The 20,202-nt window shown below is 46.5% G+C and carries 18 protein-coding genes; 15 read left to right on the plus strand and 3 right to left on the minus strand.

The genetic code is table 11. The features are described from left to right. Nucleotides 1-11: 11 nt before the first annotated feature. From bioD to bioA, 3 genes are read right to left on the minus strand one after another with little or no spacing between them, the layout of a single operon-like run. The gene (gene bioD / locus C2747_RS00830) at nucleotides 12-734 is read right to left on the minus strand and encodes a dethiobiotin synthase (RefSeq protein WP_251374773.1); all 723 of its coding nucleotides are present in this window, start codon (nucleotides 732-734) and stop codon (nucleotides 12-14) included. Continuing rightward, a complete protein-coding gene (locus C2747_RS00835) occupies nucleotides 731-1,960 on the minus strand; it encodes an aminotransferase class I/II-fold pyridoxal phosphate-dependent enzyme (protein WP_215331847.1) in 1,230 nt (409 codons plus the stop codon). Before C2747_RS00835 ends, bioD begins: the two co-directional genes overlap by 4 nt. Continuing rightward, on the minus strand, nucleotides 1,957-3,303 hold the full coding sequence (gene bioA / locus C2747_RS00840; protein WP_215331848.1) for an adenosylmethionine--8-amino-7-oxononanoate transaminase: 1,347 nt from the start codon (nucleotides 3,301-3,303) through the stop codon (nucleotides 1,957-1,959). Before bioA ends, C2747_RS00835 begins: the two co-directional genes overlap by 4 nt. An 89-nt stretch (nucleotides 3,304-3,392) precedes the next feature. Between bioA and bioB the strand changes: the two genes are divergently transcribed. The 15 genes from bioB to C2747_RS00915 all read left to right on the plus strand — a co-directional run bounded on the left by bioB (nucleotide 3,393) and on the right by C2747_RS00915 (nucleotide 20,196). Next, nucleotides 3,393-4,430, plus strand: coding sequence for a biotin synthase BioB (bioB, locus tag C2747_RS00845; RefSeq protein WP_215331849.1), 1,038 nt, complete (start codon nucleotides 3,393-3,395; stop codon nucleotides 4,428-4,430). 13 nt (nucleotides 4,431-4,443) lie between these two features. Next, a complete protein-coding gene (gene coq7 / locus C2747_RS00850; RefSeq protein WP_215331850.1) occupies nucleotides 4,444-5,073 on the plus strand; it encodes a 2-polyprenyl-3-methyl-6-methoxy-1,4-benzoquinone monooxygenase in 630 nt (209 codons plus the stop codon). Nucleotides 5,074-5,347: 274 nt separating this feature from the next. Further along, nucleotides 5,348-5,776 carry a division/cell wall cluster transcriptional repressor MraZ gene (mraZ, locus tag C2747_RS00855; protein ID WP_215333006.1) on the plus strand — a complete coding sequence of 143 codons (429 nt, stop codon included), beginning with the start codon at nucleotides 5,348-5,350 and terminating at the stop codon, nucleotides 5,774-5,776. A 12-nt stretch (nucleotides 5,777-5,788) separates the two neighbouring features. Beyond that, nucleotides 5,789-6,739, plus strand: a complete 951-nt coding sequence (gene rsmH / locus C2747_RS00860) for a 16S rRNA (cytosine(1402)-N(4))-methyltransferase RsmH (RefSeq protein ID WP_215331851.1) — start codon at nucleotides 5,789-5,791, stop codon at nucleotides 6,737-6,739. Then, nucleotides 6,736-7,002, plus strand: a complete 267-nt coding sequence (ftsL, locus tag C2747_RS00865) for a cell division protein FtsL (protein WP_215331852.1) — start codon at nucleotides 6,736-6,738, stop codon at nucleotides 7,000-7,002. Before rsmH ends, ftsL begins: the two co-directional genes overlap by 4 nt. 47 nt (nucleotides 7,003-7,049) lie before the next feature. Next, the gene (locus tag C2747_RS00870) at nucleotides 7,050-8,771 is read left to right on the plus strand and encodes a peptidoglycan D,D-transpeptidase FtsI family protein (RefSeq protein WP_251374840.1); all 1,722 of its coding nucleotides are present in this window, start codon (nucleotides 7,050-7,052) and stop codon (nucleotides 8,769-8,771) included. Next, nucleotides 8,768-10,321, plus strand: a complete 1,554-nt coding sequence (locus C2747_RS00875) for a UDP-N-acetylmuramoyl-L-alanyl-D-glutamate--2,6-diaminopimelate ligase (protein WP_215331853.1) — start codon at nucleotides 8,768-8,770, stop codon at nucleotides 10,319-10,321. Before C2747_RS00870 ends, C2747_RS00875 begins: the two co-directional genes overlap by 4 nt. Then, nucleotides 10,318-11,766 carry a UDP-N-acetylmuramoyl-tripeptide--D-alanyl-D-alanine ligase gene (locus C2747_RS00880; RefSeq protein WP_215331854.1) on the plus strand — a complete coding sequence of 483 codons (1,449 nt, stop codon included), beginning with the start codon at nucleotides 10,318-10,320 and terminating at the stop codon, nucleotides 11,764-11,766. The genes C2747_RS00875 and C2747_RS00880 overlap by 4 nt, the downstream gene beginning before the upstream one ends. Continuing rightward, the gene (gene mraY / locus C2747_RS00885) at nucleotides 11,757-12,926 is read left to right on the plus strand and encodes a phospho-N-acetylmuramoyl-pentapeptide-transferase (protein ID WP_215331855.1); all 1,170 of its coding nucleotides are present in this window, start codon (nucleotides 11,757-11,759) and stop codon (nucleotides 12,924-12,926) included. The genes C2747_RS00880 and mraY overlap by 10 nt, the downstream gene beginning before the upstream one ends. 10 nt (nucleotides 12,927-12,936) lie before the next feature. After that, nucleotides 12,937-14,556 (plus strand): UDP-N-acetylmuramoyl-L-alanine--D-glutamate ligase, encoded by a 1,620-nt coding sequence (gene murD / locus C2747_RS00890; RefSeq protein WP_215331856.1) that lies wholly within the window; start codon nucleotides 12,937-12,939, stop codon nucleotides 14,554-14,556. Next, on the plus strand, nucleotides 14,553-15,824 hold the full coding sequence (ftsW, locus tag C2747_RS00895; protein ID WP_215331857.1) for a putative lipid II flippase FtsW: 1,272 nt from the start codon (nucleotides 14,553-14,555) through the stop codon (nucleotides 15,822-15,824). The genes murD and ftsW overlap by 4 nt, the downstream gene beginning before the upstream one ends. Continuing rightward, the gene (murG, locus tag C2747_RS00900; RefSeq protein ID WP_215331858.1) at nucleotides 15,821-16,894 is read left to right on the plus strand and encodes an undecaprenyldiphospho-muramoylpentapeptide beta-N-acetylglucosaminyltransferase; all 1,074 of its coding nucleotides are present in this window, start codon (nucleotides 15,821-15,823) and stop codon (nucleotides 16,892-16,894) included. Before ftsW ends, murG begins: the two co-directional genes overlap by 4 nt. Beyond that, entirely contained in the window at nucleotides 16,891-18,327 is a 1,437-nt protein-coding gene (gene murC, locus C2747_RS00905) for a UDP-N-acetylmuramate--L-alanine ligase (protein WP_215331859.1), read from the plus strand. Before murG ends, murC begins: the two co-directional genes overlap by 4 nt. Next, a complete protein-coding gene (locus C2747_RS00910; protein ID WP_215331860.1) occupies nucleotides 18,320-19,333 on the plus strand; it encodes a D-alanine--D-alanine ligase in 1,014 nt (337 codons plus the stop codon). The genes murC and C2747_RS00910 overlap by 8 nt, the downstream gene beginning before the upstream one ends. Next, on the plus strand, nucleotides 19,330-20,196 hold the full coding sequence (locus C2747_RS00915) for a cell division protein FtsQ/DivIB (protein WP_251374775.1): 867 nt from the start codon (nucleotides 19,330-19,332) through the stop codon (nucleotides 20,194-20,196). The genes C2747_RS00910 and C2747_RS00915 overlap by 4 nt, the downstream gene beginning before the upstream one ends. Nucleotides 20,197-20,202: the final 6 nt, after the last annotated feature.

Below are 20,202 nucleotides of genomic sequence, written 5' to 3' on the forward strand. Positions count from 1 at the left end.
CTTATCTGAATTTACTCAGGCAGTTTTATATGCCCTGCAGCAAATCGCAAGGCCTCTATGGAATAGGGGGCATTCTCTAATTTCTGAAGCTGCTGAGGAAGGGTTGGAACAAGGCCTAAAAAGGGCGCAAAAATTCGGTCCTTTAAGGTTTGAATATTTTCAGCTAACAGAGGCATGTCCTCTGAAAGCGTATTGGCTACCCAACCCGCAATTGTCAACTGGCGCGACACAATGGCTTCACAAGTGAGTAGGGCATGATTAATGCAACCCAAGCGCATGCCCACAACGAGAATGACGGGTAAATCCATCGCCTGCGCTACATCCCCTAAATCTTCCTGCTCGTTTAGTGGGACCAAGAACCCACCTGCACCTTCAACCACTACCGAATTAAATGCTGAGGCCAATGCATTGAATTCATCCAAGATTAAGGTAGCATCTAAATGCACCTTATTTTTTTGGGCAACGAGATGAGGGGCTGCCGCCACATCTAAAACGAATGGACAAAGACTTTGCTCGCCAGAATTAATTCCTAAGGCAATGCGCAATGTCTCTAAGTCTTCATTGAGTTTTTGGCCGCTAGCATCAATATAAGTGCCTGCAACCACGGGTTTGAAACCTATTGCGCGAATACCAGCTTCTCTCAGTTTAAGAATGAGTGCGCCGCTGACCAAAGTTTTGCCAACTTCAGTATCAGTGCCCGTAACAAAAAAACTGGTAGATGTACTCAGTGTCATAAGTTGCTTTTTACTTCTTGCTCAATTATCTGCAATGTCTTGATCAGCTCGCGTAAGTCATCAACACTATGGTTTGCAGAAAAAGTGATGCGTAGACGAGAGCTGCCAACGGGAACGGTGGGCGGTCGGATTGCTGGAATCCAATAACCTGCCTCATCCAAGAGCTTAGCCGCTGCCAATGCGCTGGCATTGCCGCCTAAGATCACTGGCTGGATTGGGGTGGATGAAGGTGTTTTTTCCCAGTTTTGGAAAGTCATTTCATCATGCCAAATTTGAATCAGTTGATTCAATTGTTTGCGACGTGCAATACCTTCCTTGCCCTCGATGAGTTCTAGGCTGGTAAGTAGAGTGTGTGCAATCGCTGGCGGCGTAGCAGTACTGTAAATATAGGGGCGCCCCTTTTGGATGAGCCATTCAATAAAGGGTGCAGCTGCACAAATAAATGCACCACTAACACCAGCCGCTTTACCAAGCGTGCCAATGTAAATAATTCTTTCTGAATATACGTCCGATTGCTCCAGAATGCCATGACCCTGTTCACCAAGCACGCCAAAACCATGCGCATCATCAACCATCAGTAGCGCATCATATTGCTCGGCAAGATGTAGTAGATTTTTTATGGGCGCAATATCCCCATCCATACTAAAGACGCCATCGACCACAATCAATTTGAGTGGATGTGTATCTTGCTGTAATAATTCTTCTAGAAAATCAAGATTTTGGTGATCAAACAAAGTCACCTTGGCTTTAGTTTGTGAACTTGCCAAGCGGACCCCATCAATCAAAGAGGCATGATTGAGTTTGGCTGAATAAATACTGACTTCACCTTGATTGGCAAGTCTACTAAGGCCGGTAATCGCGTTGATGTTCGCAAGATAACCAGTACTAAAGAACAATGCTCTTGCATCGGGGATATGTTTACTCTCACAAGCTGCTAATTTTTTTTCAAGTAAATCATGCGCAACGCTATGGCCGCTGATTAAGTGTGATGCACCGCTACCAACTCCATATCGTTTTGCGCCTTCCGCAAGCGCAGTAACCAACTCAGGGTGATTGGCTAGGCCTAAGTAGTCGTTACTACAAAACGCTTTGAGTTCTCGTTGATCAACCTGGGCCTTGGTGTCACAGGGTGATGCGGTGGTACGCAACTTACGCCTAAGCAACTGCGCATCTAGATCGGCAATCTGATGCTCTGCCATATCTCGAGCTTTAAAGTTTTCACTCATACCAGAACCTGATTGAGAGCGTGCTGTACAGAGACACCCATTTGCATCGTTTCTTCTGAAGAAAGAATATAGGGCGGCATGACGTAAATCGTATTACCAATAGGTCTGATCAGAATACCCTCTGCCATCCCTGCTGAAAACATCTCTCGTGAAAACGTAGCTGAATTATTTAGTGATTCAGGTTTGACATCAAAGGCGAGGATCATGCCCTGCTGGCGCCAATGTTCAATACGTAGATCTGCTTTTGCCCAAGCAAATGCCTTAGCAAGATCTTGGCTACGTTCAATATTTTTTTCAAGAACAGATTCAGTTTCGAAGATTTCTAGGCAGGCGAGGGCAGCAGCGCATGCTAATGGGTTGCCTGTGTAGGAGTGCGAGTGTAAGAAACCTTGTTGCAGTTGATCGCCATAAAAGGCACGATAAATTTTGTCAGTTGTCATGGAGAGTGATAAGGGAAGATATCCACCACTGATGCCTTTAGAAAGCGTCAAGAAGTCCGGCCAAATTTCTGCATGCTCACAAGCAAAAAACTTTCCTGATCGACCACAGCCTACTGCGATCTCATCGGCGATGAGGTGAATGTTGTAACGATCACAGATTGATCTGACAAGGCACAAATATACAGGAGAGTACATTGCCATTTGCCCAGCGCATTGAACGAGTGGTTCAATAATGATTGCGGCGATATTGTGATGTTCTGTCTTCAGTAACTCTTCTAATTTTTCTGCTGCCCATATGGCAACATCGTCAGCGCTTTCACCGGGCCTTGCTTTGCGAGTATCTGGCGACGGTACGGTAAAAACATCTTGCAATAGTGATCCATAAGCTTCTCGAAAGATCGCCACATCAGTGACTGCTAATGCGCCCAAAGTTTCACCGTGGTAACCATTTTCTAAGCAGACAAATTTTTTCTTTTGGGGTTGATGATTCAGTCGCCAGTAGTGATGACTCATCTTCAAAGCAATCTCTACCGCAGACGCACCATCGGATGCAAAAAACACGTGACCCAAATGACCTTGAGTTAGGGCGGATAGTTTCTCGGACAGCTCTATAACGGGAGGGTGGGTAAATCCGGCGAGCATGACATGCTCAATTTTTTCAAGCTGACTCGTAATGGCTTGGTTAATGCGCGGATTGGAATGCCCAAACAGATTAGTCCACCAAGAGCTGATGCAATCTAGGAGGGCATTGCCCTGGTCATCGAAGAGCCAAGCGCCCTTACCTTTAGTAATGGCGATTAATGGCAAGGACTCGTGATGCTTCATCTGAGTGCAGGGATGCCAAACGGCATCTAGGCTGCGATCAACCAGAGAGGTTTGATTTGGATCAGAAATAAGCTTCATGTTTGGTATTTGACCACTAGTTTTTCCTAATTTAGGCCTGTATCTGTTATGTTTATGGCTTGAATTGATCTATTTTCTGGAATTCGACCATGCAGGCCACCCAAACTATTGAAAAACCCCTCACCCAAGTCAAGTCTCAAAAGGATTTGCATAAGGTGGTTGATGCTTTGGGCGCTTGGTCGGTAGCCCAGGTTGAGGCTCTATTTGCTCTGCCATTGAGCGATTTGATGTTCAAGGCACAAGAGACACATCGTGCCCACTTCCCTGATGGTGATGTGGAATTGGCTACGCTGTTGTCAATCAAGACCGGCGGTTGTCCCGAGGATTGTGGATATTGCCCTCAGGCGGCTCGTTATGACACTGATGTCAAAGCGAACAAGTTAATGGATTTAGATGAGGTGCTTGAGGCTGCCAAAGCAGCCAAGGCTGCTGGTTCAAACCGTTTTTGTATGGGCGCCGCTTGGCGGGAGCCCAAAGATCGCGATATTGAAAAAGTCGCCGCCATGATTAAGGGTGTCAAGGCTTTAGGCCTTGAAACCTGTGCGACCCTGGGGATGCTAGAGCCCAATCAGGCTCAAGCCCTACAAGAGGCAGGCTTAGATTTCTATAACCACAACCTAGATACCAGCGAGGACTTCTATCGCTCAGTAATCTCTACTCGGGGCTATCAAGACCGGTTGGACACGATTTCTAATGTGCGTGCTGTAGGCATGTCAGTATGTTGTGGCGGTATTGTGGGCATGGGTGAGTCCCGTGAACAACGAGCAGCCTTCTTGGCGCGTTTGGCTAATTTAAGTCCGTATCCAGAGTCAGTCCCCATTAACCATTTGGTACCTGTAGCAGGAACGCCTTTGGCAGATCAGAGGCCCTTAGATCCATTGGAATTTGTGAGAACCATTGCTGTAGCTCGTATCACTATGCCGCGTGCACGTGTGCGTCTCTCAGCTGGACGTCAGGAGCTGGGTAGGGCAGTTCAGGCCATGTGCTTCCAGGCTGGTGCCAATTCGATTTTCTATGGTGAGCAACTACTCACTACCGGTAATCCCGAGGCAGAACAAGACCGTGAGCTATTGGCTGAGTTAGGCTTGAAGACTAAGCAGAGCAGCAAAACAGAGGTTTTAGTCTAATTTTCACCAGCTTATGGCACTAATCGATCGCTTCATTATTGAGTTTGATACAGCCCTACGCTCGGTAGTCGGGGGTGCTCATGCCCATCGTCCAATGCCGGGTTCCAATGCCCCATCAAGCGGATTATTGGATGCCAAAGAGCGAGAACATGCAGCTGGATTAATGCGTGTGAATCATGTTGGCGAGGTCTGCGCTCAAGCTCTTTATCAAGCTCAAAAATTAGTAGCTCGCAACCCTGAAATTCGGCAGATGTTAGATGACTCTGGCCAAGAAGAAATGGACCATTTGGCTTGGTGCGAAACACGCCTCCAAGAGTTGGGCTCGCACACCAGTTATCTCAACCCGATTTGGTATGCAGGGTCCTTTGCCATCGGCATGGCTGCTGGCTTGGCGGGTGATAAGTGGAGCCTGGGATTTGTTGCTGAAACCGAAAAGCAGGTAGAGAATCACCTCGAGAGTCATCTCGAAACATTGCCTGCAGAAGATGAGCGTTCTCGCGCAATTGTTAACCAAATGCGTATCGATGAAATTGAGCATGGACAAGCCGCAATTTTGGCTGGTGGAGCGGTTTTACCGAAACCCATTCAGGGTCTAATGCAGGTAATGTCTAAAGTGATGACAAGTACTGCTTACAAAATTTAGTTCTAAATTATTTATTTCGGATATTTTTCTTTGAAGTACTGTTCATTAATACAGTATATTTATCTATTATTAGGCTTGATATCTAAGACCTATTCTTAAGTATATTTTCCAAGCCATTGTTTCAAGTAGCATTTTTATAGGCACCATTTTATCAACATATGACGCTAAGTGTTTGTAATCACTAGGAAATTTCCTAAAAAATAAGCCAAAAACACTTGACCCTCTTAATACGATCCTCTAAAGTGGGAGGAAGTGTGAAAAAGTGGGGTAAATGGTGTTTCAAGGTGCGTCAGCTCTCAATTTAGATGCAAAAGGCCGCATGTCTGTGCCGGCAAAGCATCGTGACGCCTTGTTAGTTCAAGGTGAGGGTCGAATTACGCTCACAAAACACCCTAACGGATGCCTACTGCTATTCCCTCGACCCGAGTGGGAAACTTTTCGTTCACGTGTAGCGCAATTGCCGATGGATGCCCATTGGTGGCGCCGTATTTTCCTTGGCAATGCCGCAGAAGTCGATTTGGACAGCGCCGGAAGAATTTTGGTGAGCCCAGAGTTGCGATCAGCCGCTGACATTGAAAAAGAAGTGATGTTGCTCGGTATGGGTAGTCATCTAGAGTTGTGGGACGCCGCTACTTACGCTGCAAAAGAACAGGCTGCCATTGCACAAGGTATGCCTGAAGCCCTGAAGCAATTTAATTTTTGATGACAGGGTGCCATGAACATAACTCATCGCCCAGTATTACTGGCCGAGGCGGTGACGGCGCTGGTCAGTGGACCACTCATCACCTCTTCTGCAGCTTCAAAAAATCTACTCTTGATCGATGGAACCTTTGGGCGCGGTGGTCATACTCAAGCCTTATTGGCGCAACTACCTGCCAATGCGCGAATGATTTCTTTCGACAAGGATTTGGATGCGATCGCAGTAGCGGAAAAAATCAACGACTCTCGTTTACGCATCGTGCACGACAGTTTTGCGCAGATGGATCAGTACGCGGACCCAGAGTCAGTCGATGGAATTTTGCTAGATCTTGGCATCAGCTCTCCACAAGTAGACGAAGCACATCGTGGATTTTCTTTTCGCAAAGATGGTCCGCTCGATATGCGCATGAATACGGATCAGGGCTTGACGGCAGCCCAATGGTTGGAGCAAGCATCGCAAGAGGACATCACCCGCGTGATTAAGACTTATGGTGAGGAACGTTTTGCATCTCAGATTGCTAGAGCTATTGTGGCTAAGCGAGAAGAAGGCTTATCTCCAAAAACAACCTTGCAATTAGCAGGTCTGGTAGCCAGCGTGGTTCGTACAAGAGAAGTTGGTCAAGATCCTGCGACTCGTACATTCCAAGCACTCCGAATTTTTATTAACCGTGAGTTAGAAGATTTAGAGCTCGGATTAAAGGCGGCGCTCAATTTATTGAAGCCAGGCGCGCGCTTAGCAGTGATTAGCTTTCATTCTCTTGAGGATCGGATTGTGAAGCAGTTCTTGCAGTCACACGCCAAGGTTGAAGTGCCTCGAGGTTTGCCTGTCCGCGATCGAGATTTACCGCAAAGTGACTTAGAGATTATTGGACGTGTTAAGCCAAGCGCTGATGAGATTCGAGAGAATCCTCGCGCTCGTTCCGCCATCATGCGTGTTGCTGAAAAACGCGCAGGAGTGCTAGCTTGAATCGCGCCACGCTTACCTTGCTGGTATTGCTATTAGTTTGCGCGCTATCTTTGGTCGCAGCGCAGCAGCGTACGCGTAAATTATTTATTTCGCTAGATCGCGCACAAATCGAAGAGCGCAAACTCAATCAGGACTGGTTACGCTTGGAGTATGAGCAGCGTAATTTATCGAAGTCCGCACGAATTCGTGATGTTGCGCGTAATCAGTTGCATATGGTCCCTATATCTCCAGAGCGTACTTTGTACTTGAAGGAGGCTAGATGAGGACTGTAGGTTTTTCAACTACACCCAATTTAGTCTTGCGTCTGCCAATGTGGCGGTCACGCTTGATGCTGTTCATGTTGTTCTTCGTCTTCATGTTGTTGCTAATCCGCGCTTTTTGGATTCAGGGCCCAGGAAATGCTTTTTATGAAGCTAAGGGTGTACGTGGTACACAGCGTGAGTTGGAGTTACCTGCTTCCCGTGGAAAGATATTGGATCGCAATGGCCAAGTCATTGCTACGAGCTTGGAAGCAAAGTCAGTGATCGCCTATAACGATACTGTCCCCGATGATTTAGCTGCAGATAAGGTGCAAAAGTTAGCAAGTCTCTTACAAATTAGTGAATCTGAATTACGTAAGAAGTTAAAAGAAGATCGCAAGCAGATTTTCTTGAAGCGCCAAGTAGATCCAGTAGTAGCGCAACAAATTAAGCAATTAGAAATTCCGGGAATTGGCTTGAATAACGAATACCGTCGCTTTTACCCAGAGGGTGAAGCGATGGCGCACGTTGTTGGCTTTACAAGCGTAGAAGATCGTGGCCAAGAGGGCATGGAACTTTCAAGGGAAAAAGAATTGGCTGGGCATCCAGGTGCTCGTCGAGTAGTGGTTGATCGCCTCGGTCGTGTTGTTGAAGATGTTGCCATTTTGCAGTTACCGCAAAACGGCAAGGATTTACAACTTTCTATTGATAGCAAGATTCAGTTTCTAGCTTACAACGCTGTTAAAAATGCAGTTGAGCAGCACCGTGCAAGCGCTGGCGGTGCTGTCGTATTGGATACGCAGACCGGCGAGATTCTGGCTTTAGCAAATTACCCAAGCTATAACCCAAACGATCGCAAGAAGCTCACGGGTGAGCAGTTACGTAATCGCGTTTTAACCGACACCTTCGAGCCTGGCTCAACCATGAAACCATTAACCGTAGCGATTGCTTTGGAGAAGGGGGTTATCACCCCCAATACCAATATGGTGATTGGTGCTAAGTACTTGGTGGGTCCAAAGCCGATTACGGATACCCACCCTTATGGTAATTTAACCGTCTCTCAAATTATTCAAAAATCGAGCAATATTGGTACAGCCAAAATTGCGATGAATAATTTATCTGCCGAAGAGATGTGGAATTTTTATACATCTGTTGGCTTGGGTCAGACGCCGAAGATTGGCTTTCCTGGTGCTGTGGCTGGCACTGTGCATCCCTTTAAAAAATGGATGCCAACGGATCAGGCGCGGATTGCGTTTGGTTATGGTATTTCAGGTTCACTCTTTCAGGTAGCTCGTGCATATACGATCTTTGCACGTGATGGTGAATTGGTGCCGCTCACGATTGAGCGTAGTCCAGAATTCAAGCCTGGTACACATATCATTTCTGCCAAGACGGCCATTGAGATGCGCAGCATGATGGAGTCAGTAACCGAGCCTGGAGGCACTGCCATTAAAGCGCAAGCTGAGGGTTATCGAGTTGGCGGAAAAACAGGTACCGCACATAAATTGGTGGGTAAAGGCTATGGCAATAAATACCGCGCTTACTTTGCAGGCCTAGCACCGATTAGCGCTCCTCGCATTGTAGTTGCCGTCATGATTGATGAGCCGACTGGTGGTAGTCATTATGGTGGTGATGTTGCTGCACCTGTCTTCTCCACTATCGTGAGTGAGACCCTGCGTACCTTAAATGTATTGCCAGACAGTAATGTTAAGCAGATGACGCAACAGGATAAAAATCCTACAGAAATTCAAACTGCTGCAGTCAAAACAAATGCAGCGGTTTTAAAAAGATGATGACAATGATCCACATTGAGCCCCATCTCTTAATCTCGCATTTACGTGATCTCACTTCAGCGAATGCAAAAGTAACTGCGGATAGTCGTCAAATTCATTCTGGCGATATCTTCTTTGCATACGCTGTTGGTCATGGTAATGCGCTACGAGATGGTCGCGATTACATTGCGGCCGCCTTAGCAAATGGTGCTGCGGCAGTAGTATTCGATCCTGCTGAGGGCGTTGCTAATCAATACTTAGATCACCCTGAATGTTTTGCTGTCGAGCATTTAGCAATCTTGGCTGGAGAGCTCTGCGCGGAGTGGTATGACTACCCAAGCAAAAATCTCAATGTCATCGGTGTCACAGGTACCAATGGAAAAACCAGTATTACCCAGTGGCTGGCGCAGGCTATGGATGAACCCAATCATCGCACTGCAGTATTGGGCACATTGGGTACTGGATTTCCGGGGGCACTCATTCAGACTGGTTACACCACGCCCGATGCGCCGCAACTACAAACTCAATTAAAAGAATTGCTTGATGCAGGCGCTCAAAATCTGGCCATAGAGATTTCTTCCCATGCATTAGATCAAGATCGTGTTGCTGGCTTGGATGTACGTAGTGCGGTATTTACTAATCTCACGCAAGATCATTTGGATTATCACGGTACGATGGGAGAGTACGCACAAGCTAAGGCTAAACTCTTTAAGTTACCTCAGCTTCAAAATGCCATCATCAATTTTGATGATGCATTTGGGCGAGAGTTGGCGATGAAGCTTCTAGCTAGTGACGATCCTCAAGTATGGGGCTACGCCTTAAGTAGTAATGCATTTGTTGGATTTGAAAAATTTAGCGATCGTCTGAAGCGTACTTATGCAGAAAAGACTTTATTTGCAAATGCTGGCTATGAATCTCAATTTAATTGTGATTCCATGGGATCAAGCGCTGTTCAGCTTGCGGTATTGGGTGAATTTAATCTCAGCAATTGTCTTGCTGTGTGGACTGTCCTTTTAGCGCAAGGTTTTAGCCCACTTGAGGCCTCTAAGCGCTTGAGCAAGCTAAGTGCTATTCCAGGACGTATGGAACTGATTCACTTGAATAAAACACAAAGAACTGAGGGCCCATTGATTGTGGTGGATTATGCCCACACACCAGATGCCCTCACTAAAGCATTGAACGCATTACGCCCAGTCGCAAATCAACGCAATGGAAAAATGTGGTGCGTCTTTGGTTGTGGTGGTGATCGAGATTCAGGTAAGCGTTCCCAAATGGGTCGTGCGGCTCAAGAGTTTGCCGATCATATTGTGATTACAAGCGATAACCCTAGATCTGAAGATCCAGCATCTATCATCGCCATGATTCAAGCTGGTATGTCAGGTGACTTGGGCAATGTTCAAATGCTGCCCGATAGAGCGGCTGCCATTATGGCTGCGGTACGACATGCCGATGTCAAAGACATTATTTTGGTTGCCGGTAAAGGGCATGAGTCTACTCAAGAAATCAATGGCAAGAAATTTGATTTTTCTGATCAAGAACACATTCGTTTAGCAGCAGGAGGTAGCGTATGAGTGCGCCTATGACTACTCTTGCTCAAGTGCATGCTATGTTGCCAGGCAGTAAGCTGATTCACGCTGATATGGAATCTGCGCGAGAGATCACAATTTCTCATATTGGTAGTGATAGTCGCCAGATTCAGTCTGGTGAATTATTTATTGCCTTGGCGGGAGAGCGTTTCGATGCGCATGATTTCTTGGGTGATGTGGCCACAGTAGGCGCAAGTGCAGCGCTCGTAAGTCAAGAAGATAAGTGTCCAACAAACTTAGCTGCAATATGTGTTCAGGATGTTAAGCAAGGTTTAGGTGAATTAGCAAAGGTATGGCGTGCGCAGTTTTCTATTCCAGTGGCTTTGGTAACTGGATCCAATGGTAAGACCACTGTAAAAGAGATGATTGCCTCCATCTTCAAGGTAGCCGCCGGCGAAGAATGTACCTTAATAACCAAGGATAACCTTAATAATGATATTGGCCTGCCTTTAACCTTGCTACGCATGCGACCGACTGATCGCCTAGCAGTGATTGAGTTAGGCATGAATCATCCTGGTGAAACGGCAGAGTTAGCGGTTATTGCTCAAGCCAATATTGCCCTCATTAATAACGCTCAACGTGAGCATCAAGAATTTATGTCGACAGTAGAAGCTGTTGCAAAGGAGCATGCAACTGCCTTAAGTTCACTTCCTGCGGACGGTGTCGCAGTATTTCCGGCGGACTCTGAATTTTCTGATGTTTGGTACCAAGCTGCTGCAGGACGCAAGGTCATTGATTTTGCTTTATCTACTAACGCTGCGTTAGCTACAGCCTCTGTTACAGGCAAGTTATTGGCTAGCGGAAAAATGGAGATTGCAACTGAACTCGGCAAAATTGAAGTCCAGCTCAAGACCTTAGGAAATCACAATGCGCGTAATGCCTTAGCAGCTAGCGCAGTTGCTTTAGGCGCCGGTTTAAGTTTGGAGCAAATTCAAGCGGGTCTGGAATTGTTTGTCCCAGTAAATGGACGCATGCAGTCCAAACCTTTAAATGCAGGCCGCACTCTGATTGATGATAGCTATAACGCCAACCCCGATTCTGTCAGAGCTGCTATTGATGCACTGAAACAGTCTGGAAATACTTCTTGGTTGGTGCTGGGCGATATGGGTGAAGTGGGCGATCAAGGCCCTGCGTTCCATAAGGAAGTCGGCGCCTATGCTGCTGAGCAGGGTGTCAGTAAGTTATTTGCACTCGGGGAGCAGTGCAAATTTGCGGTGCGAGAGTTTAATGAGTCAGAGAAGTTTTCGCTTACCAGTAGCGCTACTCATTTCGCCACATTGGATCAGTTGCTTGAAGAGCTCAATGCAGCACTGGCAAATCAAGAGTCGAGCAAGCATATGCATTTAGATATTTTGGTTAAGGGATCTCGTTTTATGCGTATGGAGCGTGTAGTGCAGGCCTTATTAGAGGAGGCTAAAACATGCTCTTAATGTTGGCGCAATGGTTGCAAGATGATTTTGGATTTTTCCGAGTCTTTAGCTACATCACGTTTAGAGCGGTGATGGCAACAGTGACTGCTTTACTGATCGGTTTGGCGGCTGGTCCGTGGGTTATTCGGAAGTTGACCGCATTAAAGATGGGTCAAGCGGTTCGTACAGATGGCCCACAAACCCATTTAGTGAAATCAGGTACCCCTACGATGGGTGGCGTACTGATTCTGCTGGGTATTTTTATCTCCTGCATGCTGTGGGCTGATCTGAGTAATCGTTTTATCTGGATTGTGATGATTGTGACTTTTGGATTTGGCTTAATTGGTTGGGTTGATGATTACCGCAAAGTAGCGCGGAAGGATCCTAAAGGAATGGCCTCAAGAGAAAAATTCTTTTGGCAAACTTTGATTGGCTTATTTGCCGCTATTTATTTGGCTTTCTCTGTATCCGAAGTGAATAACCTCAAAGTTTTGCAGTTGTTCCTTGATTGGCTTAAGAGCGGCTTCGCTTTGGACTTGCCAGCTAAATCAAACTTACTCATTCCCTTTATGAAAGAGGTGAGTTACCCACTAGGCGTAATGGGCTTCATCATTCTGAGTTACTTGGTGATTGTTGGAAGTAGCAACGCCGTTAATCTGACGGACGGACTAGATGGTTTAGTGATCATGCCAGTAATACTGGTTGGCGCTGCTCTAGGTGCATTTGCTTATGTGATGGGTAATGCGATTTACGCAAAGTATTTGTTGTTTCCCTATATTCCCGGTGCAGGTGAGCTCATGATTTTCTGTGGAGCTATGGGTGGTGCGGGATTGGCTTTTCTTTGGTACAACACGCATCCTGCGCAAGTATTTATGGGTGACGTTGGCGCGCTCGCATTAGGTGGTGCACTCGGAACTATTGCTGTGATTGTTCGCCAGGAAATCGTACTCTTTGTCATGGGTGGGATCTTCGTCGCAGAAACACTGTCAGTGATGCTGCAAGTCTTCTGGTTCAAATTCACTAAGAAGCGTTATGGTGAAGGCCGCCGTATCTTTAGGATGGCTCCGCTGCATCACCATTTTGAATTGGGTGGCTGGCGCGAAACGCAAGTTGTAGTTCGCTTCTGGATCATCACTATTTTATTAGTTCTCATTGGCCTCTCCAGCCTGAAATTAAGGTAAGCCAAAGAATATGCATAACTTAGACCAAGCCTTCGCTAATCCAGCTCTCATCGCAGATGAGGGTTATCAAGTACCCCAACATTTCTTGATCCTAGGATTAGGTGAATCTGGCTACGCTATGGCCAAGTGGTGTTTGCGAAATGCCGCAAAGGTTAGTCTGGCTGATACGCGTGATCGTGAAAAGCTGAATGAACGACAAAAAGCCTGGTTGGCAGATCTTGAATTTTCGGGACTTCAAAAGGCTTATTTTGGCCCTTTAGATGACCTTAATTTAAAGAGTGTTGAAGTTATTGGAATCAGTCCTGGTTTATCGCCATTTCAAGAGCCGACAGCTTCTTTCTTAGCTAAAGCACAAGAATCCAGTATTGATATCTGGGGGGAATTGGAGTTCTTTGCTAGAGCCATTGCTGCATTGGATCGTATGGCTCAGGTTAAACAGTTTCAATACAAGCCCGCTGTATTAGCTATCACTGGAACAAATGGAAAGACAACCACCACGGCGTTGACAGGGCAGTTATGTGAGCGGGCTGGTAAGAGAGTTGCCGTAGCTGGCAATATTAGCCCAGCAGCTTTAGATAAGTTGATGTCGTGTTTGGATGAGTCTGATCAAGTTGCCGACATGCCTGAGATATGGGTACTCGAGTTGTCTAGCTTCCAGCTGGTTTACACAAGTACCTTCAATGCAACAGCGGCGACCGTATTAAACATTACGCAAGATCACTTGGATTGGCATGGTGATATGCAGGCGTATGTTGATGCAAAAGCCAATATTTTTGGGCAGGACACTATCTGTATCTTGAATCGCGATGATTCGCTAGTGATGAATCTGCTTACTGACGAGCAGAAATCCAATAAATCCGTCATTACTTTTGGTGCCAGCCGTCCTGATGAGCGGGGTGCCTTTGGAATCGAACATGATCTGCGTGCCGGTGGAATTGATTGGTTAGTCTGGGCTGAAGTAGATGAAGATCTTGAGCCGCAACCGAAGCGTCGTCGTAAAGCAGTTGTTGTAGAGGATGAGCCATTAAGGCTCAAGCGCTTGATTCCAGCTGATGCTCTACGAATTCGCGGCCGCCACAATGCATTAAATGCCTTGGCTGCATTAGCCTTGGCACGATCAGCTGGTTTGCCAATGAATATGCTTTTGCATGGTTTACGTGATTACCACGGCGAGCCTCATCGTGTTCAAAGTGTTTCGATTGTGTCGAATGTTGAATATGTAGACGACAGCAAGGGCACTAACGTAGGAGCAACAGTAGCCGCTTTGAATGGTCTAAGCGCTAATGAGTCTGGCAAACGGATCTGGTTGATTGCTGGCGGTGAAGGCAAGGGCCAAGACTTTAGCCCCTTGCGTGAGCCTGCATTACGTTTTGTAAAAGGCGTCTTCCTCATTGGTAAAGATGCCCCAATCATTGCTGAAGCTTTGGGTGACTCCGTATCTTATGTCATGAGTGAGACCCTGCAAAGCGCAGTTGCACAAGCCGCAAAACAAGCTCAGTCAGGCGATATCGTTTTGTTATCACCGGCTTGCGCTAGTTTTGATCAGTTCAGTGATTACGTGGCACGTGCTGAGGCGTTTATTGCCGAAGTTCAGGAATTGGGAATGCAATTCGAAGGAGCTGATGCATGAGTTTGAAGGAAAAACTTTTTCCTGAGAATCGTTTGGGCCTTGACCGCTTCTGGAATTTCTCCAGAGGCGGGATAGATAATTTTCGTAGCGGCTTGAGAGATGCAGTCTCTGGCGTTGAGCAAACTCGTTCACGCATGATGGACTATGACCAGCTATTGGTATGGGCAGTATTGTCTTTGGCCTTAATTGGATTAGTGATGGTCTACTCTGCATCCATTACTTTAGCCGATGGCCCTAAGTTCGCAAATTTCAGCAGTAACTTCTTCTTAATTCGCCATTGCATTTCATTAGCAATTGCCGTTGGTGTAGCTATTTGGGTCTTTAAGATCCCAACCCACATATGGGATCGCTACTCTCCAATCATTTTTGGATTCACTGTCCTGCTATTAATCGCTGTGCTCATCCCCGGTATTGGAAAAGGCGTGAATGGTGCGAAGCGTTGGATTCCATTGGGTCTAATGAACTTCCAGCCATCTGAATTAATGAAGTTTGCTGCAGTGATATTTGCTGCAAGCTATACAGTTCAACGCCAAGAGTATCTCCACTCATTTGTTAAAGGCATGCTTCCAATGGGCATTGCTGTTGCCTTAGTTGGCGGCCTATTGATGGCTGAGCCAGACATGGGTGCGTTTGTTGTGGTTGCCTTAATTGCTTTTGGCATTTTGTTCTTGGGCGGTATTAACGCTAAGTTGTTTGGCGGCTTGATCTTAGTTGGCTTGATGAGTGGCGCCACGATGATTGCGCTTTCACCTTTCCGGCGTGGCCGCATGTTGGCCTTTATGGATCCATGGCAAGTCGACAATGCAGCAAATAAAGGTTATCAATTAACCCATTCGCTGATGGCTTTCGGCCGTGGTGAATGGTTCGGCTTAGGTCTGGGTGGCAGTGTGGAAAAATTACACTACCTTCCTGAGGCGCATACGGATTTCATCATGGCAGTGATTGGTGAAGAGCTTGGATTTGTCGGTGTAGTAGTGATGATCTTCTTGTTCTACTGGATCGTGCGTCGCGCATTCCTGATCGGCCGTACTGCATTGCAACTAGATCGTAGTTTTGCTGGTCTTGCCGCTAAGGGTGTGGCGATATGGATTGGTTGGCAAGCATTTATCAATATGGGTGTGAACTTAGGTTTACTTCCCACAAAAGGCTTAACACTCCCACTAGTGAGTTATGGCGGCTCAGGAATCTTGATGAATGCCGTTGCCATAGCAATGCTACTTCGGATTGATTACGAAAACCGAATCTTGATGCGGGGCGGCAAGTTATGACCAAGCCATCCATCTTGATTATGGCCGGCGGTACTGGGGGGCATATTTTCCCGGGGCTAGCTGTTGCTGAGTACCTGCGTATTTGTGGGTGGAATGTATCTTGGCTTGGCAATCAGGGTGGTATGGAATATCGCTTAGTGAAAGCTTGCGACTTCCCATTTGAGGCAATCAACTTTGGTGGCTTGCGTGGCAAAGGTATTAAAGCGACATTGATGCTGCCATTTAATCTTGCTAGAGCCTGTATGCAGAGCTGGAAGATCATGCGCCGCATCAAACCAAATGTAGTTTTAGGTATGGGTGGATACATTACATTTCCTGGTGGCTTGATGACTAAGTTCTTGAAAAAGCCATTGGTTCTACATGAAGCTAATTCCGTAGCTGGAAGTGCAAATCGTGCTTTATCCAAAATTGCTATGCGTACCTTGACTGGCTTTCCAGATACGATGACTCACGCTGAGTGGGTAGGCAATCCAATTCGTGAAGAATTTGAAACTGTAGCAGCGCCAGAAAAACGTTACACAGCGCGTACCGGACGTTTATCGATTCTAGTGGTTGGTGGCAGCTTAGGTGCCGCAGCTTTAAATGAAGTCATTCCAGCAGCCTTAGCGCTAATAGATAAGGATGCACGTCCACATGTAATTCATCAGGCAGGTGATAAACATCTTGTAGATCTACAACAACGTTATGCCAGCCTAGGTATTACTGCTGACATTCGCCCTTTCATTGACGATATGCCAAGCGCCTACGCTCAAGCAGATCTGGTGATTTGCCGCTCTGGTGCGATGACTGTCTCAGAGATCGCAGCTTGTGGTGTGGCATCTTGTTTGATCCCGTTTCCATATGCGATTGATGATCATCAGACTGCAAATGCACGATTTTTATCGGATGCAGATGCGGCTATTTTGTTGCCACAACAAGATCTCAATCCGCAGGATCTGGCATCTATGATTCAAAACTTCAGCCGCCAAGATTTACAAAGGATGGCCAAGCGTGCTCATGCTTTAGCGAAGCCTCATGCAACTGAGCGTGTGGCTGAAGTATGTGCAGATTGTGCAGGAGTAGGTATATGAAACATATCGTGCAGCAAATTCACTTTGTTGGCATCGGCGGCGCAGGCATGAGCGGTATTGCCGAAGTCTTGCTGAATCTGGGATATCAGGTATCTGGATCTGACTTAGCTGAAGGTGCTGTAACGAAGCGCCTAAAAGATTTAGGTGCAGTGATTCATATTGGCCATGACCCTAAAAATATTGGTACTGCAGAGGCGGTGGTAATTTCTACTGCGGTTGCGGGCAATAATCCAGAGGTGCTGGCTGCTCGCGCAGCTAAAGTTCCCGTGATTCAGCGTGCAGTCATGCTCGGTGAGCTTATGCGCTTAAAGCAGGGTATTGCAATTGCAGGTACTCATGGCAAAACAACAACGACTAGTTTAGTTGCCTCAGTCTTGGCTGAAGGTGGTTTAGATCCAACCTTCGTTATTGGGGGTAAGTTAAATTCTGCAGGTGCTAATGCACGTTTAGGTCAGGGTGACTTTATTGTGGTGGAGGCGGATGAGTCTGATGCCTCTTTCTTGCAATTATTTCCTGCGATGGAGGTCGTTACCAATATTGATGCTGATCACATGGATACCTACCAGCATGACATGGCCAGATTGAAGCAGGCTTTTGTCCAATTTATTCAGCGCATGCCTTTCTATGGTGTTGCCGTTCTGTGTATTGATGATGCCAACGTTCGAGACATTATTCCGTTTGTATCTCAGCCAGTACTACGCTATGGCTTATCTGATGATGCAGATATTCGTGCAAGTAATGTACGGGCTGAAGGTACTCAGATGCACTTTACGGTTGATCGTAAAACTGTGCGCCGTCATGGCAATAAGCCAGGCCGTCTTGAGGTGCAATTAAATTTGCCCGGCATACACAATGTTCAAAATGCATTGGCAGCAATTGGTATTGCAACTGAATTAGGTGTTAGTGATGAAGCTATTGTGAAGGCTTTATCTGAATTTAGTGGCGTTGGTCGTCGCTTCCAAAGGTATGGAGAAATTTCTTTGGCCTCTGGCGGAAGCTTCACATTAATAGATGATTACGGACACCATCCTGTTGAAATGGCGGCTACTTTATCTGCAGCCCGTGGCGCTTACCCAGGCCGTCGATTGGTATTGGCATTCCAACCCCATCGCTTTACAAGAACACGTGATTGCTTTGGTGAATTTGTACAAGTTCTTAAAAACTTTGATGCACTCGTATTAACCGAAGTTTATCCAGCTGGAGAAGCGAAGATTCCAGGTGCGGATGGTCAGAGTCTCATGAAGGCAGCGCTTACCGCTGATAAGACTACTCACTCTTCATTGGATAGTAATGCCGTCGCCTTTGCGTCAACCGTTTCGGAGATGCCAGAAAAACTCAGCGTCGTGTTGCGTGATGGTGATGTCTTAATCACGATGGGTGCAGGCTCGATCTCTGGATTGCCTCATGTATTGGCAGAGGCAAAACATGTCTAATCTAAACCAATCGTTGCTGTCTTGGGGTGAGCGAGTGAAGCAAGAGCTCGCAAACTTGGATGTTAAATCTCTCGGTCGGGTGGGTGTATTGCTTGGTGGTCGCTCTGGTGAACGAGAGATTTCCTTGATGTCGGGTAATGGTGTTTTGGAAGCACTGCTCTCCAAAGGGGTTGATGCACATCCATTTGATCCAGGATTACGTTGCCCAACTGAGTTGGCCCAAGAAAAATTTGACCGTGTTTTTATCTCTTTGCATGGACGTTATGGCGAGGATGGCACTATCCAGGGATTGCTCGATCTATTAGGCTTGCCTTACACCGGTAGTGGTGTACTGGCGTCTGCATTGGCTATCGACAAAATTGCGACCAAGCTTGTTTGGCTTAGTAGCGGTCTTTCAACTCCTGAATTTGAAGAGCTTAAAGCTGACAGCGACTGGAATGCCGTAGTAAAGCATTTGGGCTTGCCATTAATTGTGAAGCCTGCACATGAAGGCTCTTCACTTGGTTTAACTAAAGTGAAATCCGTTGAAGAATTACCTGCTGCCTATAAGTTAGCCGCCGGAATGGATAAAAAGGTGATTGCAGAGGCTTGTATTGTTGGTGATGAGTTGACTTGCCCGTTGGTTGGATTTGGAGCAAATGCTGAAGCCTTACCTGTGATCAAAATCATTCCACCAGAAGCGAACTACGATTTCCATAATAAGTATTTCTCTGATGAGACCAAATACTTATGCCCAACTGGACTTGCGCCAGAAGTAAATAAAGCAGTTCAAGAATTGGCCTTAGCATCTTATCGTGCGCTTGGATGCAAAACTTGGGGTCGAGCTGATGTGATGCTCAATCAAAAAACTGGCAAACCTTATCTCTTGGAGATGAACACCTCTCCAGGTATGACCTCACATTCTTTGGTTCCTATGGCGGCAAAAGCGGCTGGTATTGAATATGCCGAACTAGTTCTCTGGGTCATTAGCCAAACCTTAAAAAGCAAAGGGGCTGCGCAAGCATGAGTTGGATTAGCGCCTTTATGAACGGTTTCGGTGAAGTGTTTGCTTCATTGGCATCCCCTCTTTGGAATCATGCAGAGCGGATGCAAAAGTTGAGCCGTTTCTTGATGCGCTGTTTTGCAGTCATGATTTTCCTTGGAATTTTGGTGTGGTTGAGTCAGCGTCCAGTATTTGCATTACGCCAAGTGGTGATAGAGCCAGTGGCTGGTCAAACGCTAAAGCATATAAATAAGCCTGTAGTTAAGCAGCAGGTTTTAGAGACTGTCCAAGGTAACTTCTTTAGCGTGAGATTGGAAGATGTGAAGCGTGGTTTTGAGTCGATGCCTTGGGTACGTCATGCCAACGTTCGCAGAGTCTGGCCTAACGGATTGATTGTGAGTATTGAAGAGCAAAAGCCTTTTGGTACTTGGGGCGGCGCTGACAGTCAAACTTTAATGAATACTCATGGGGAGCTCTTTGCTGGGCGCGTCTCTGATGTGGGGGATGGCATTTCTTTGGTTGATTTCTCGGGGCCAGATGATGCCAGCAAAGAAGTGATGCGTTTGTACGAGAGGGCAAACGCTTGGTTTAAGCCCTGGAGTGCAGAAGTGAAAAGCTTAACTCTTTCTGAGCGCTATGCCTGGCATGTGAAGTTATCCAATGGCATGAAGGTGGAGTTCGGTCGGGATGAAGAGAATTCTGACAAAACATTAACTGAAGATCGTGTGGCACGCCTCTTTAAGTATTGGCCGCAGGTTCAAGAAAAGTGGGCTAACCGAGTAGATGCAATCGATCTGCGCTACGCAAATGGTTTTGCAGTGCATCTTGCTTCGGCAAGTTTGAAAAAAAATGAAGTAGATGGCAAAAAAAGCGAGCAGAAGCAATGAGGAATG

Origin of the sequence: Polynucleobacter corsicus (genome assembly GCF_018688255.1) — a bacterium.
Taxonomy (GTDB): domain Bacteria; phylum Pseudomonadota; class Gammaproteobacteria; order Burkholderiales; family Burkholderiaceae; genus Polynucleobacter; species Polynucleobacter corsicus.